At 69.2% G+C, this 13,524-nt stretch carries 14 protein-coding genes and 1 pseudogene; 7 read left to right on the plus strand and 8 right to left on the minus strand.

Annotated features, from left to right (window positions below; all coding sequences use genetic code 11):
- Nucleotides 1-306: 306 nt before the first annotated feature.
- Entirely contained in the window at nucleotides 307-1,680 is a 1,374-nt protein-coding gene (locus ABD333_RS43520) for a sugar porter family MFS transporter (protein ID WP_344548552.1), read from the plus strand.
- Between the two features lie 73 nt (nucleotides 1,681-1,753).
- Here the strand turns inward: ABD333_RS43520 and ABD333_RS43525 are convergent, their stop codons facing one another.
- A complete protein-coding gene (locus ABD333_RS43525) occupies nucleotides 1,754-2,053 on the minus strand; it encodes a hypothetical protein (protein WP_344548554.1) in 300 nt (99 codons plus the stop codon).
- Between ABD333_RS43525 and ABD333_RS43530 the strand changes: the two genes are divergently transcribed.
- Nucleotides 2,052-2,408, plus strand: a complete 357-nt coding sequence (locus ABD333_RS43530; protein WP_344548556.1) for a MerR family transcriptional regulator — start codon at nucleotides 2,052-2,054, stop codon at nucleotides 2,406-2,408. The two genes, ABD333_RS43525 and ABD333_RS43530, sit on opposite strands and share 2 nt — an antisense overlap.
- On the opposite strand, the gene ABD333_RS43535 is transcribed toward ABD333_RS43530, so the two are convergent.
- Both ABD333_RS43535 and ABD333_RS43540 read right to left on the minus strand, forming a co-directional pair.
- The gene (locus ABD333_RS43535) at nucleotides 2,389-2,712 is read right to left on the minus strand and encodes a MerR family transcriptional regulator (RefSeq protein ID WP_344548764.1); all 324 of its coding nucleotides are present in this window, start codon (nucleotides 2,710-2,712) and stop codon (nucleotides 2,389-2,391) included. The genes ABD333_RS43530 and ABD333_RS43535 overlap by 20 nt on opposite strands.
- A 174-nt stretch (nucleotides 2,713-2,886) precedes the next feature.
- Nucleotides 2,887-3,045: pseudogene (locus tag ABD333_RS43540) on the minus strand (MerR family DNA-binding transcriptional regulator); the annotation flags it as partial.
- A 107-nt stretch (nucleotides 3,046-3,152) separates the two neighbouring features.
- On the opposite strand from ABD333_RS43540, the gene ABD333_RS43545 reads away from it, so the two are divergent.
- On the plus strand, nucleotides 3,153-3,602 hold the full coding sequence (locus ABD333_RS43545) for a DUF6194 family protein (protein ID WP_344548558.1): 450 nt from the start codon (nucleotides 3,153-3,155) through the stop codon (nucleotides 3,600-3,602).
- Here the strand turns inward: ABD333_RS43545 and ABD333_RS43550 are convergent.
- Nucleotides 3,599-4,315 carry a TetR/AcrR family transcriptional regulator gene (locus ABD333_RS43550; protein WP_344548561.1) on the minus strand — a complete coding sequence of 239 codons (717 nt, stop codon included), beginning with the start codon at nucleotides 4,313-4,315 and terminating at the stop codon, nucleotides 3,599-3,601. The genes ABD333_RS43545 and ABD333_RS43550 overlap by 4 nt on opposite strands.
- 115 nt (nucleotides 4,316-4,430) lie before the next feature.
- Between ABD333_RS43550 and ABD333_RS43555 the strand changes: the two genes are divergently transcribed.
- Both ABD333_RS43555 and ABD333_RS43560 read left to right on the plus strand, forming a co-directional pair.
- Complete coding sequence (locus tag ABD333_RS43555; protein ID WP_344548563.1) at nucleotides 4,431-4,844, plus strand: VOC family protein; 414 nt, start codon at nucleotides 4,431-4,433, stop codon at nucleotides 4,842-4,844.
- Nucleotides 4,845-5,160: 316 nt separating this feature from the next.
- Nucleotides 5,161-6,039: an esterase/lipase family protein gene (locus ABD333_RS43560; protein ID WP_344548565.1), complete on the plus strand. Its 879-nt coding sequence runs from the start codon at nucleotides 5,161-5,163 to the stop codon at nucleotides 6,037-6,039.
- Between the two features lie 45 nt (nucleotides 6,040-6,084).
- Here the strand turns inward: ABD333_RS43560 and ABD333_RS43565 are convergent, their stop codons facing one another.
- The 4 genes from ABD333_RS43565 to ABD333_RS43580 all read right to left on the minus strand — a co-directional run bounded on the left by ABD333_RS43565 (nucleotide 6,085) and on the right by ABD333_RS43580 (nucleotide 9,521).
- A complete protein-coding gene (locus ABD333_RS43565; protein WP_344548567.1) occupies nucleotides 6,085-6,483 on the minus strand; it encodes a hypothetical protein in 399 nt (132 codons plus the stop codon).
- 291 nt (nucleotides 6,484-6,774) lie between these two features.
- On the minus strand, nucleotides 6,775-7,080 hold the full coding sequence (locus ABD333_RS43570; protein ID WP_344548569.1) for a hypothetical protein: 306 nt from the start codon (nucleotides 7,078-7,080) through the stop codon (nucleotides 6,775-6,777).
- A gap of 47 nt (nucleotides 7,081-7,127) precedes the next feature.
- On the minus strand, nucleotides 7,128-7,874 hold the full coding sequence (locus tag ABD333_RS43575) for an NACHT domain-containing protein (protein WP_344548571.1): 747 nt from the start codon (nucleotides 7,872-7,874) through the stop codon (nucleotides 7,128-7,130).
- 63 nt (nucleotides 7,875-7,937) lie between these two features.
- Nucleotides 7,938-9,521 (minus strand): methionine--tRNA ligase, encoded by a 1,584-nt coding sequence (locus ABD333_RS43580; protein WP_344548573.1) that lies wholly within the window; start codon nucleotides 9,519-9,521, stop codon nucleotides 7,938-7,940.
- 512 nt (nucleotides 9,522-10,033) lie between these two features.
- Between ABD333_RS43580 and ABD333_RS43585 the strand changes: the two genes are divergently transcribed.
- Both ABD333_RS43585 and ABD333_RS43590 read left to right on the plus strand, forming a co-directional pair.
- Nucleotides 10,034-11,962 (plus strand): 1-acyl-sn-glycerol-3-phosphate acyltransferase, encoded by a 1,929-nt coding sequence (locus ABD333_RS43585; protein ID WP_344548575.1) that lies wholly within the window; start codon nucleotides 10,034-10,036, stop codon nucleotides 11,960-11,962.
- Nucleotides 11,959-13,473 carry an HAD-IB family hydrolase gene (locus ABD333_RS43590; protein ID WP_344548580.1) on the plus strand — a complete coding sequence of 505 codons (1,515 nt, stop codon included), beginning with the start codon at nucleotides 11,959-11,961 and terminating at the stop codon, nucleotides 13,471-13,473. Before ABD333_RS43585 ends, ABD333_RS43590 begins: the two co-directional genes overlap by 4 nt.
- Nucleotides 13,474-13,524: the final 51 nt, after the last annotated feature.

The raw sequence follows: 13,524 nt of genomic DNA on the forward strand, positions 1-13,524 counted from the left end.
ACGCGGGACAGGCCATGGCGAAGCACCTGCGCCGGAACTCGCGGGGCTGGAAGATCCCGCCGGGCTCGTGGCTGGGGCAACTCAACGTGGGCTCGCCATGACCACTGCGTCGCGCCGAGGTCGCGGGGCTGGAAGATTCGCGACGGGTTCGGTTGTCTCGGCTAACGAACCCCCTCCCGCCTGCATGATTACGCACCGTGCTTACATGGGGACTAGATGCAACCCGGACGTTGTGAGGGGGCACGTCATGGGAACCTTCGCGCTCAGGTCGGAGGCTGACATGGGTCGGCTGCCGGCTGGGCCGCCATGAGCCGGGGACGGGCCGGCGGCAGCCGGATGCGGCTCTACTTCTGGGCAACGGTGATCACGCTCGGCGGGTTCCTGTTCGGTTACCAGACCGGGGTGGTGTCCGGGGCGCTGCTGTTCGTGCGGGAGGACTTCGACCTCGGGTCTGTGGCGCAGGGCGCCGTGGTCAGTGTTCTGCTCCTCGGTGCCGCCGTGGGCGCGCTGGCCGCGGGCCGGCTCGCCGACCGGCTCGGGCGACGGCCCACGATGCTGGCCATCGCGATGATCTTTGCGCTGGGCAGCCTGCTCGCGGCGTTCGCACCCGACTTCTGGCTGCTGCTGGCCGCGCGCCTGATCCTGGGCCTGGCGGTCGGCGCGTCCTCCTCGCTGTGTCCGGTCTACCTTTCCGAACTGGCTCCGGCCGAGATCAGGGGAAGGCTGGTCACGGCCAACCAGGTGACGATGACCCTGGGCATCCTGGTCTCCTACGTCGTCGACCTCGCGCTGTCCGGCTCGGGGAACTGGCGGGCGATGTTCGGGGCCGGGTTCGTGGTCGCCGTACTCATGGTGCTCGGGCTCTTCGCCGTGCCGGAGTCGCCCGCGTGGCTGGCGGGGCGCGGCCGTGAGGATCGTGCCAGGAAGGTGCTGGCCGGCACCACCGATCCGGACACCGTCGAACGCACGCTTGACGACTACCGGAAGGACGAGCAGGACGACTCCGGGGAACAGGCGTCGGCCCGCGAACTCCTGCGTTCGAGCACGGTAAGACCGATCGTGCTGGTCGGGCTGGTGCTGGCGGCACTCCAGCAGTTCGCGGGGATCAACGCGCTGCTCTACTACGCGCCGACCATCATGGAGTCGACGGGGCTGGACGCCTCCAACGCCCTCATCTATTCGATCATCATCGGCGCGATCAACCTCATCATGACGGTGATCGCCACCGCGCTCACCGACCGTGCCGGGCGCAGGACGCTCCTGCTCATCTCGCTGTCGGGCATGCTGGTGGCCTCGGTGCCCCTCGGCTGGTCGTTCCTCGGCCTGTCCGGCCAGAGCCACAGCGTCGTCGCGCTGATCTCCATGCTGGTCTACATCGCCGCCTTCGGTCTCGGCCTGGGCCCGGTCTTCTGGCTGGTGAACTCCGAGATCTACCCGCCGTTCGCCCGCGCCCAGGCGGCCGCGCTGGCGACGATGGTCAACTGGCTGGCCAACTTCGCGGTCAACCAGGCCTTCCTACCGCTGGCCGGCCTGATCGGGCAGGGCTGGACGTTCTGGGTCTTCGGCGCCGTCTGCCTGGTGGGCCTGATCTTCGTGGCGAAGTACGTGCCCGAGACCCGTGGACGTTCGCCCCAGCAGATCGAGGACGACCTGCGCGAACGAGTGGGCGCGACAACCTGAGGACCGCTACGAGGGCGGGCTTCTTCAAGACCTCGAACATGTCGGCGCCGTGGCCCTGGTGATCGCGCGTTGATCAGCCGGGGCAGCTCCGACGAAACTGGCGCGGGGTGATGTGCTCCAACGCGTTCAGCTTCATGGTGCCGAGGTCGCCGGGGTTGGCGCCCTGCCGCAGGCTCGGCACCCGTTCCGCGAGGCCAGCGGGGGCCAGCACCACCGGCATGAACCAGCCCAGCGCGACTTCGGCCACGGGTACGTTCGCCGAGCCGGTCAGAGCGGCGCCGTGCGGGAAGCCGTACATCATCCCGAACAGCACCGCGAGGCCCGGAGCCGCGCCGAGGTGGCGGGGATCAACTCGAAGTGGCGGTCGCCACATGAGGTTCGGAGCGCTGTCCCGGCTGACGGGCGTCAGCGTGCGGGTCGCTGCGTTAGGCCTGCTCCGGCCGCTGCGGAGACCGAGCGGCTATCGCGAGTACCGGGCGGAGGACGCCGCGACGGTGCGGGGCGTCGCCGCCGGGATCGGCACCGCGACGGTCGGTGAGCTGCGGCCGTGCATGACCGACGACGGCGAGGCGCTCACACCGGCCCCGGACCTGCATGGCGAACGTGTGCGGCTCAGCGCCGCGGCGGCCGAGCTCCTGGCCGCGCGACAGGCTCGACACCCCTCATCGAGACCACCGAACGGCTCGACCGTTCAGCGGACTGCGACGCCTAGCCGAGTATGGCGCTGAGAGCGGCGGCGGCGTCGAGGAGCGCCTTGGAACGAGCCTCGATGCCGGCGTCTCGGGCGGCCAGCGCGGACATGACGTCCTCCAGGCGGCGGGCGCGCCGCAGTTCCGGCATGAGCGCCCGCAGTGCCGGAACGCGGTAACCGGCCAGACGCAGCTGGTGAACGATCCGCGCGTCCCGCACCTGGGCCGGGGTGTATCGCCGCGTACCCCGCTCACGGTCGGGAACGACGAGGCCCTCCGCGTCCCAGTGCCGCAGGGTCGAGGGGCGTATCCCGAGGGCGGCGGCGAGTTCGGAGACGCTCATCGCGTCCGACGAACGGACGTCCTCGATCGGCTCGCCGGAGATCGCCCGCGCGGCCTCCTTGGCCTGCCTGAGTCCGGTGCGTTCGGCGTCGAGCCGGGCGTGCGCCGCGTCGAGGAGGGCGAGCACCGGCGAGGCAGGGAACCGGTGGGCGGCCCGAACGATTCTCTTGGCCTCGGTCGGGCCGACGCCCGCCGCAAGAGCCCGGTAGGCCAGCGCGGAACGCACGTGCCGTTCCCCGTAGACGCGATAGCCCGAGGCCGTACGCGTCGCTGGCGGAAGTACGCCGTCGCGCTCCAGATTGCGCACCTGTTGGACGGAGTAGCCCGCACGCCGCGCGACGTCGACGGTACGTAGCTCAACCGATTTGAGACTGGCACCACAAAACCCCTCAACAACCCGCCCAAAGTCTCCATAAGCACTTTAATGCAACCCTGGAACGCATGACGATGGAAGAGATCATCACCTTCGTGGACGGCCTCGACGGCGTGCTGACCGTCCAGCCGTCACCCGGAGACGGCTCGCCCGAACTCAGCTGGGGCGACACGTTCTTCTACTACGCGCCCGACGGGATCGTTCCGACGACCCAGCCGTTCGCGACGATCGTGACCAAGAACTACCCCGGCGACGAGTCCTCCCGCCTCGACCGGCCGGGCACCTTCCGCGTGAACGTCTCCGCCGGGAAGGACGCGTTCGCTCACTGGACCGGCCACACGCCACGCGACGACGTCGACGACACGGTGACCGCACACCCCGTCTACGGCAGCGTCAGCTGGCTGGCGGTCGTGAACCCCGGCCCACGCACCGAAACGGCGACCCGCGACCTGCTCCGCACCGCACACCAACTGGCACGCGCACGCCACCAACGCCGCACCGGTTCGGCAAGGGCTTAGGCGCGCTTTTCTTTGATGAGCTGGTCCAGGCCCGCCAGGATCCGGTCGAGCCCGAAGGCCCAGCCGTTGTCGGGCGGCGCGTCGTGGGCATCGTTCACGGCACTGAGGATGTGCCGGAACCGGTCTCCATGCCCGCGCAGGAGTTCGGCGAGCTCGGGGCGGGCGCGGCGCTCGTCGGTCCACGGCTGGGTGCCCGCGCCCGCCGCCGCCTGAGTGTTGCGAATGTGCCCGCTGAGCAGGAACACCGCGTCGATGCGTTCGGCGCCGCTGAGCGGTGTGCCGGCGAACGCGCTGAGGGCGCTCTCGGTCCAGCCGATCTCCCGTGGCCCGATGGCGCGGTCGCCAGTGGTGGCGGTGGGCAGCCACGGATGCTTCTGCCACGTCGCGCGCATGAGCTCGGCCCAGCGTTCGATGCGCGGACGCCAGCCGCCCCGGATGTGCGTGACGTCCGGTGGTTCGCCAACGGCCGTTTCGATCATGACGGCCACGAGCTCGGCCTTGCTCGACACATGACGGTAGAGCGCCATCTTGGTGACGTCGAGGTTCGCCGCGACCCGCTGCATCGACACGGCCTCGATGCCCTCGCCGTCGGCGATGTCGATCGCGGCGTTCACGATCCGGTCGACGGTGAGGACCAGACGGGCCTCCCGGGTCGGACGTGCGTGCAGCGCCCAGAGCAACCCGAGGTTCTTCTGATCGCCGGTATCGGTCATCGGTTCCCGTCCACTGCGTTGGGCCTTGCTCGCGCCCAGCCTCGTGTCTACAGTACGCAATGTGTCCGCCGGACACAAAGCTTCCCGAGGAAACACGAGCCGAGAGAACGCGCACATGAACTGGACCCTCGAAGTCGTATCGGTACCGGTCTCGGACGTCGACCGCGCCAAGGCCTTCTACGCCGACCAGCTCGGTTTCGTCGTCGATCACGACACCAAGGGCAGCGCCGGCATGCGCTTCGTTCAGCTGACCCCGCGGGGGTCGGGCTGCTCAGTGGTGCTCAGCAACCGCCCCGTAGGCATGGAGCCCGGCTCGCTCAAGGGCGTACAGCTCGTGGTGAACGACGTGAAGGCCGCACGCGCCGAGCTCGCGTCGCGCGGAGTGGACGTCTCCGAGGTCATGGTCCATGCCAGGGAAGGGCAACGTCCCATGCGCGAAGGCGACGACCTCAACAACGTCGGCATCTGCTACTTCGACGACCCCGACGGCAACAGCTGGGCCATCCAGCAAATCACCGCGCGCGACTGACACCAAGCCGGTCCGAGAACCGACACGAACACAACCCGCCACACCCGAACGTCCAGGAACCCCCAAGACCTACAGGCCGCACGGACGCGCACCCTCTGGACGTACACGCACGAACGGACCGACGTCCACGAACGCACTAGACGTGTGGGGGTGCTCGAGGCCTGCATCTTGCGCGTATGGGTGCGGGGACGCGCTGGGTGGGCGCTTGTGGTTGTGCACGGACGGCTGCTTGGTGTGCGCTCTTAGACCTGTTCGTTCTGGCTCTGGTGTCTCACGATGTGCGCCTCCGAGCTCTTCTTTAGAGGAGGAGGATTTCGTGATACGTCGAATCCTGTTCGTGTGCGCGGTGCTGCTGATGGCTTCGGGCGTCGCGATCGTTCCGGCTGGGGCTGCCGTTCCCCCGCCTCCGGCTCGTGCCAACAGCTCCGCCAGGCCCGTCTACTTCGTGCCCGGCTTCAGCTCGGCCAGCTCCCACGGCAACCTCTGGGAGGGCCAGTGGAAACCGGTGTACGAGGCGATGCAGCGTTGGGGGTGGAGCGGCTCGGCGCACGTCGTGTGCTTCTACGCCAACGCGTCCGGGTGCAACACCCGGATCGAGTCCGGCTCGTACGCCCTGGCGTTGCGGTGGCTGGGCAGCCGGCTCGCCTGGAACATCTACAGCTCCTACACCGTGCACGGGCGGTACGTCGATGTCATGGCCCACTCGATGGGCGGGCTCATCGTTCGCGCGGCCGTCACGGGGGTGAGCAAGAAGGACCCTGAGTACCCGCCCGCGCTCTACATCGAGGACGTGGCGACGCTCGGCACCCCGCACAGCGCCCCACCGCTCGCCCGGCTCTGCGCCAGTGCCACAGGAAGCCAGCAGTGCGTCGACATGGAGGAGGGCTCGGCGTTCCGGAGATGGCTACTGGAGAACCCGAACACCGGCTACAACTACGGGCCTGACTGGACGCTGCTCGGCAGCGACGCCGACGGGACCGTCCCGACGTACGCGGCTCACGGCATGCGCGCCGGTCACTACGTCCGCTACTACGAAGCGGGAGGCATCGACCATAGCGAGCTGGTCTCGCTGACGAGCGGTGCCTATCCGCAGTCGTACTGGAACTACTACGACAACACCTGGCACAACGACGCGACCGGGGCCGTGCCTATCCGGTCCGCCAGGAACGCCCTCTACTACTGGAAAGACTGGTAGGACGGCGGCCGAGGCCAGGCTCATCCCTGGCCTCGGCTATCGCGACTACAGGGTGCAGCCCGAGTAGAGCAGCGGACCCGCCACCGAGTTGTCCTGGTAGATCCACAGACAGGCATGGGCGACCGGCTTCCAGTGACCCCAGTTGAACAGACTCGTGAGGTAGTGCCACTGGCCGTCGCCATTCAGCTTGGTGCTGCCCGCGTTCTGCCGGCCCAGCGGGTTGCCTGGCGCGTCGTAGACCTCGATCTCCGCCACGATCCAATGCGCCGAGGAGCAGAACACATTGAACCCGGCACGGGCTTCGTAGTTGGTGTAGGTCAGATTCGGCGCCGCGCCGACAGTGCAGTCGGCCACCGAGCGGTCCGGCCTGGGCGCGGCGGTCGCGGCACCGGCGGACGCGATCACCATGCCGCAGGTCAGCGCTGTGATCAGGGCTTTCTTCATGGAACTTCCCTTCCGGGGGATGCGGTCAACCGAACCGCACGCTCATGGGAATCCGGCTGCCGAACGTGACGAAGACGTTCGGGGCGCAGAACGAGTCGGCGTAGAAGTGCTGTTTCCCCCCTCTGCTGTCAGTCCTCGGGCGGCTTGAGCCGAGGAGGCGTGACGCAGCAGGGAACGTTGCCGATCCGCACCTTCTCTACTCCCCTCCGACCACGTCCGGTCACCAAGAGTAAAGAAACGGTCATTGTCCGTGATAGCGCGCTATCCAGTGCTCCGCCCCGCCCGCGCGTCCTACTCAGCGCCTGGCGGGCGGTCTCCGGCTCCTAGGAGCAGCCACTCCTGGAGTTGGCGGTGGCGGAACTGGTAGGCGGTGCCAGAGACGCGCAGCAGCCCCAGCCGGTGGCAGTGGTCAAGGAACAACGCCCCGAACCGCCAAGGATTCGAGCCGCGCAACGCACCGACCGCGACGGCGACGGCGACGGCGACGGCGACGGCGACGGCGACGGCGACGGCGACGGCGACGGCGACGTGATAGCGCACCCACACGCTCCCGAAGATCGTGCTGTTGGCTGACGACGGCACCTCCACGAGGGCCAAGCCCACCGCGATGACGAGCGCCCCCGCCAGGAGGACCAGCGGAACCCTCAGGAGGCCACCTTTTCGGCTGGATAACGTCCGTTCGGATCGCGAAGGCGCACCACTGCGGGCACGTACTGGTCCAGGAGCAAGGCGTTGACCTCGTTCCTGTACGCGGCGGCATCGGCGGAAGGGCCCGGGAGAAGAGCGGCCGGGTCGCCGTCATTGAGGAAGACGGTCAGGGCGAGGGTCAGCCGCCAGGGCGTCGCGAGCTCCTCCGCCACCAGTCCGCCGGGGTCGTCCTCCAGCGCCTCCAGCACCGGCGCGCACCGGCGCAGGTCGTCCTCATCGCGCAGTTGCTCCCGCAGGTAGGCGGCCGACCCGTGACCGCCCATGGGGACCAGCTCGACATGGGTGGCGCGGTCGAGTGCCTCGGGCAGCCGCCGGTATTCGCGGGGGCGGCAGGTGGCGACGACGGGCGCGCGGTCGCGTCCCAGCATGTAGGCGTTCAGCGCGTTGACGAGGGCGGACGCCCGTTCGGAAGCGTGCTCAGCGTCCATCTCGTCGAGCCCGTCGAGCACGGGCAGGATGCGCCGCCGCCGCACCAGGTCGGCGGTGTCGGCCTCGTTCAGGCCGAATCGCCTGGCCAGATGGCCGGCCAGCCAGGTCTCGAACGGCGTCCGGGTGTCCACGGCGACGGCGCTGATCAGCACGGGCACGGGCCCGGCAGGGTCACGGCGTCGTTCTTCCAGCAGCTGGATCAGCAGTTCCAGGGCGAGCACGGTCTTGCCCGCGCCTGCCTTGCCCAGGACCACCAGGCGTCCCGGGGCCGCCGCCCCACCCCAAACCCGGCCATAGCGAGCTACAGTAGGCCGCTTTCATGATCCATTGGCTGCCGTCCTCCCGTCCGGCTCGGGGAGGGTCAGTCGTCGCTGAACGGGCTCCGGTGCGGGCAGCTTCCCGTTCACGGGCGTGCATTGCCGAACGATCCGGTCGGCGGCGTCGGGCAAGAACGGGGCGAGGTGCTCGGCGATGTCATGGCAGCTACGCAGGAGCGTGGCCAGGACCGCATCCAGTTGCCCGTGCTCGCCGTGCTCGCCGTGCTCGCCGTGCTCGCCGTGCTCGCCGTGCTCGCCGTGCTCGGCCTTGGCCAGCTCCCACGGACGGACGTGGTTGATGTAGCGGTTGGCTTCGTCGACGATGTCCCAGACCGCCGCCGTGGCCCGCCGGAAGTCGAAGTCGGCCAGCGCTGATCCGATCAGGTCGGCCGCCCGCCGCGTGGCCTGGTCCAGGGCATGGGCGTCAGGCGCCGATGCCTTGGCGACGGGAGGAATCCCGTTCCGGTATCGATGAATCATGCTGACGGTGCGGTTGACGAGGTTGCCGAGTCCATTGGCGAGCTCGTCGTTGGCGCGGCTGACGAGGCGTTCGAGCGTGAAGTCGGCGTCGCCGACGCGCGGGACTTCGCGGAGCAGCCACCAGCGGACGGGGTCGGTGCCGTACCGCTCGACCAGCGCGGCGGGATCGACGGTGGCCCCGCCGGACTTGCTGAGCTTGCGGCCGTCCACGGTGAGGTAGTCGTGGACGAAGACGCCGGTAGGAAGCGCCTCGCCCGCCGACAGCAGCATGGCGGGCCAGTAGACGGCGTGAAAGCGAAGCACTCCCTTGCCGACCAGATGGATGCGGTGGTCGGCCTCGGTCCACCAACGCCGGAGGGCATCGCCGCCCGTGCCGTAGCCGAGTGCGGTGAGGTAGTTGCCCAGCGCGTCCCACCACACGTAGATCACTTGGCTCGGGTCGCCCGGAACGGGGATGCCCCAGCCGTGGGCCCGGTCGGTGGAACGCGAGATGGAGAAGTCCTCCAGGCCGCCGGCGATGAACGACAGGACCTCGTTACGGCGTTCGGCGGGCTCGATCCGTACCGTCCGGGAGGCGATGAGGTCGTGCAGGGCTTCGGTGTAGCGGGACAGGCGGAAGAACCAGTTCTCCTCCGAGACCCGCTGAGGCCGAGTGCCGTGGTCGGGGCAGTGGCCTTGCCGGAGTTCCGCCTCGGTGTAGAACTGCTCGCAGCCCACGCAGTAGAGGCCCTCGTAATGCTTGCGGTAGAGGTCTCCCGAATCGGCACAGGCCCGCCAGAAGCGTTCCACTCCCTCCCGGTGACGCGGGTCCCGGCTGGTACGGATGACATCGTCGACCGACAGCGACAGCGGATCCGCCAATGCCACGAACTTGGCGGCGTTGGCGTCCACGAAGTCCTGGACCGCGACCCCTGCGGCTTGCGCGGCCAAGACGTTCTTGAGCGAGTTGTCGTCGGTGCCGGTCTGGAATCTGACCTGCCCGCCACGGCGACGGTGATGGCGGGCGAGGACGTCGGCCTGTACGAGCTCCAACGCGAAGCCCAGATGCGGCCGGGCGTTGACGTAGGGGATCGTGGTCGTGAGGTAGGTGCGCGGTGGTGTCATGGGAACCTCCAGATCGAGTTCCGGGGCTCCCGACCGCGAACATGAATCGAGGCCCCGTCACAGGGCCTCGGAAACGTTCGTCCGTGCAGCGTCAGCGGCCCCGCGAGCGGGGCATCATCGCTTGGCGAGCGGACGTGTTCATGAGGTCATGGTAGCCCGGCGAACGTGACGCCGCCCGCCGCAGTACGCCACGGACGCCGCAATACGCGCCGGACGCCACATTTCGCGTCCCGCGCCGGAATCCTCATCGCGACCAGAGGTCTCATCGCGGCACCGGAGGTCTCATCGCGGTGACGGAAGCCGTTACGTGGCCCGTTCGGTAGCTATCGCACCGGTAAGTTCTTACCTCGCCACTGTGCGTATCTGTTTGTGTCGCGAGGGTAGTCATTCCTCTACGAGACGAGAGGAGCCTCAACGGACGGGTGTGCCCTGCCCATGCCGCCCGCGCGTCGTCACCCCCCAACGCAACCGAGATTGGAAAGGGCATGAGAAGAGCCAGTCTCAGACCGGTAGTGGACGAAGTGCTCGGCACCCCGGACGTCCAGGCCATGACCGCCGCGACCGCCGCCCAGCTCGGGATGTCGACCGAGCAGGCCGAGGCGAAGCTCAGGGCCTGTCTTCCACCGTTGATCCCGACACAGGAAAAGCTGGCCGCGCGGCTGACGCGCCGGACCATGTACCCCGCCATGGGGTTGTGCTGGGACCTGCGGATGGACCGGTCGGCCGCGGCCGAGATCTGCCGCCTGGGCGAACGTCACCCGCTCGTCTTCCTGCCACTGCACCGTTCGTACGCCGACCCCATGATCCTTACCAGAGTCTTCCAGACGGCCGGGCTGCCGCCGACCATCCGGTTCGCCGGAGACAACCTGTCCTTCTGGCCCCTCGGAAGTCTGGGCCGCCGGACGGGTACGGTGTTCATCCGGCGAAGCTTCGTCGGTGACCGTCTGTACGCGCTGGCCGTCCGAAGCTACCTCCGCTATGCGGTACGCCAGGGCCTCAACCTGGAGTGGTACCCCGAGGGCGGCCGATCGCGGACCGGACGGCTCCGGCCGGTCCGGAACGGCCTCATCCGCGACCTGATCGATGCCCTGGACTCCTGTCCGTCCGGCGATGCCTACGTGGTGCCGGTGACCGTCTCGTACGAAATCCTCCCCGATGCCGAGCAGCTCGTCGCCGAGGACGCCGGAGTCACCAAACACCCCGAGGGGATACGGTGGTTGGTCGATCATTGGCTGACCTGCTGGCGGTTGCGCGGCGGGCGTGCATGGGTCAGTTTCGGCAGTCCGTTCTCGATCCGGGAATGCACAGGCCAAACGCAAGCGGGCGCCAGTACGTGGAGGGCGGCCCGCACCGTCGCCACCGAACTCGCGGGTCGCCTCCGGGCCGCGAACCCCATCACTCCCGGAGGCCTGCTCCTGCTGCTCCTGACGGGCGGGCACCGTGAGCCCCGTGACGTATGGCAGATCATGCGCGAGCTCAAGCCGCTGATGGCGTTCGTCGGCGATCGCGCTATACCGACGGTGGACCTGCAGGCGCTGGCCTCACAGGCGGAGGTCCAGCATGTACTGGAGCGACTCGTACGTGCAGGCACGGTCGAGACCACCGGCGATGCCGCCTTCCCCCGGCGCTATCGGATCGGCTCCGCACAGGCCCGGCTGGCGGCGTTCTACCGGGAACAGGCCGCCCACTGGTTCGTGCCTCGCGCCATCGCCGAACTCGTCCTGGCCACCACCAGCTACGGCGCGGCCGTTGAGGCCGAGGCCGAGGCCGAGGAACGCGCATCGCGCCTCCACAGTGTGCTCGGCGGGTTGTTCCCACTGCCTGAGCTGCCGGCGTTCCTGGAGAGCCTGCACCGTGAGCTGGCCGCGATGGGCTGGCCGGGGGAACGAGTCGGCGCCGACGCGGCACCGGATCCCGTCCGCCTGCTGACCGCCCAGCCCCTTCTGCTGGCACACCGCGTGCTTGGCGGTGCGCTGGAGGCCGCGCTCGCGGCGGCCACCGTCCTCGCCGACGACCCGACGCGGACGGAACGCCCCGAACTCCCGGCCGGCAACGGCGCGCTCACCGGGCGCTGGCCCGAGTCACGGTCACAGGAACGGTGGCGTGCCGCGGTCACCGCCGCGACCAAGGCCACCAACAGCGGCCAGGACACCGAGCGTCGCGCCGAAAGGCGGCAAGCCCACGCCGCCGAGCTGGCCACCCTGGTACGCGCACTCGACTTCCTCGCCGACCTCGACACCCATGCCGCCGCCGACCAGACCCGGCCGACGGCCGACGGCGAGATGCCGACCGTGAACGAGACCACCGACGACCAGAGTCCGGCCACGTTCAGTACCGACGAGACCGGCGCCGCGGCCCCGGCGGTGCCGCTGCGCTTCGCCGACAGCAGGACTCTGGCCCGCGGCATCGTCCGCACCGATGACGGGAGCGAGAAGCCATGACCGAGACGTCCCCCCTCGCAGCCGTCCAGGAATCCAGCGAGACGTCCACCGGCACCGGCGTCCCCCGGCCGTCCATGGCCGAGCAGGCCCGCATCGCCGAGATACTCGCCGGTCCGCGGGGCGCGCAGATTGGGGCGTTCTTCGACTTCGACAGCACCGTCGTAGCGGGGTACTCGGTCACAGAGTTCCTCAACGCCCGGCTGCGCCGTCTCGCGGCCGAACCAGCGCGACTGCGCCAGTTGGTCAGCACGGTCGGCGTAGCCGGATTCCTTCGGCCGGCGTCAGTTGCCGGACGCAATACGAACAACGACGAACTGCGGGCCGTCTACGAGCTCGCGCTGTCGGCCTGGGCAGGCCGCAGCGAGGAAGAGCTCGACTCCATGGGCGCACGCGCCATGGCCGAACGGCTGAACTGCCAGGTCTGGCGGCTCATCCAGGCGCACCATCACATGGGCCACACCGTTGCCCTGGTGTCGTCGGCGCCCCGTTGTCAGCTGGCGGCGCTGGCCCGTGAGCTGGAGGTCGAGCACCTGCTGTGCACCGAGCTGGAGATCAAGGACGGCACGTTCACCGGCCGCCTGGCGGGCGACCCGCTGCTGCGCGGTGCCGACAAGGCCGAGGCGGCCGCCGCCTTCGCCACGGCGCACACCATCGACCTGTCCCGCAGTCACGGCTACGCCGGCACCCGCGACGACCTGGCGTTCCTGCGGACGGTCGCGCGACCTTGCGTGATCAGCCCCAACGGCGCCACGACCCGCGCCGCCGCCACTGCCCGCTGGCCGGTGCTGCCGCTGGACCGGCGCCCGCCGCGTCCAAGCACCGTGGCCCGCTCCCTCCTGGCCTGGGGCAGTCTCGCGCCGATGCTGACCACCGGCGCGGGGGTGAACGTGGCGGCCGGACGGGGCGCACGGGTCAGCGGACTGGAGCTCGCGCTGGCCAGCCGCACGTACATGCGGATCGCGGGAGTGCGGCTGCGGGTCGAGGGAGAGGAACATCTCTGGTCCCGGCGGCCCGCCGTGTTCATCATCAACCACCAGAGCCCCCTGGACGTGACCATCGCCATCCAGCTCGCGGAGCACGGCGTCACGTTCGTGGCCAAGGACAGCATCCAGCGCGTACCGGGACTGACCCGGGTGACCGACCTTGTCTACGTCGACCGTAGTTCAACGAGGGCGGCACTGCGGATGTTCACCGACGCCGTCGACAGGCTACGCCGCGGCACCTCGGTCATCATCGCCCCCGAAGGCACCCGGTCCCTGACCCCCAGCCCCGGAACGTTCAAGAAGGGGGCCTTCCTCATCGCCAAGAGAGCGGGCGTTCCGGTCGTCCCGATCATCATTCACAATTCCGCTCAGCTCATGCCGCGTTCCGCCATGACGACCGCGGCTGGCGAGGTGCGCGTCACCGTCGCCCCGCCCATCGACGTCTCCGGCTGGAAAGTGTCCGAGCTCGACCAGCGGATCACCGCTGTCCGGGACCTCTATCTGGCCACGCTGACCGGCTACCGCTAACCGGCTCCCACCGCGGCCGACCACCACCGCATGCCTTCGCGGAGGCGGGGC

The organism is Actinomadura fulvescens (assembly GCF_039533225.1).
GTDB classification, from domain to species: domain Bacteria; phylum Actinomycetota; class Actinomycetes; order Streptosporangiales; family Streptosporangiaceae; genus Spirillospora; species Spirillospora fulvescens.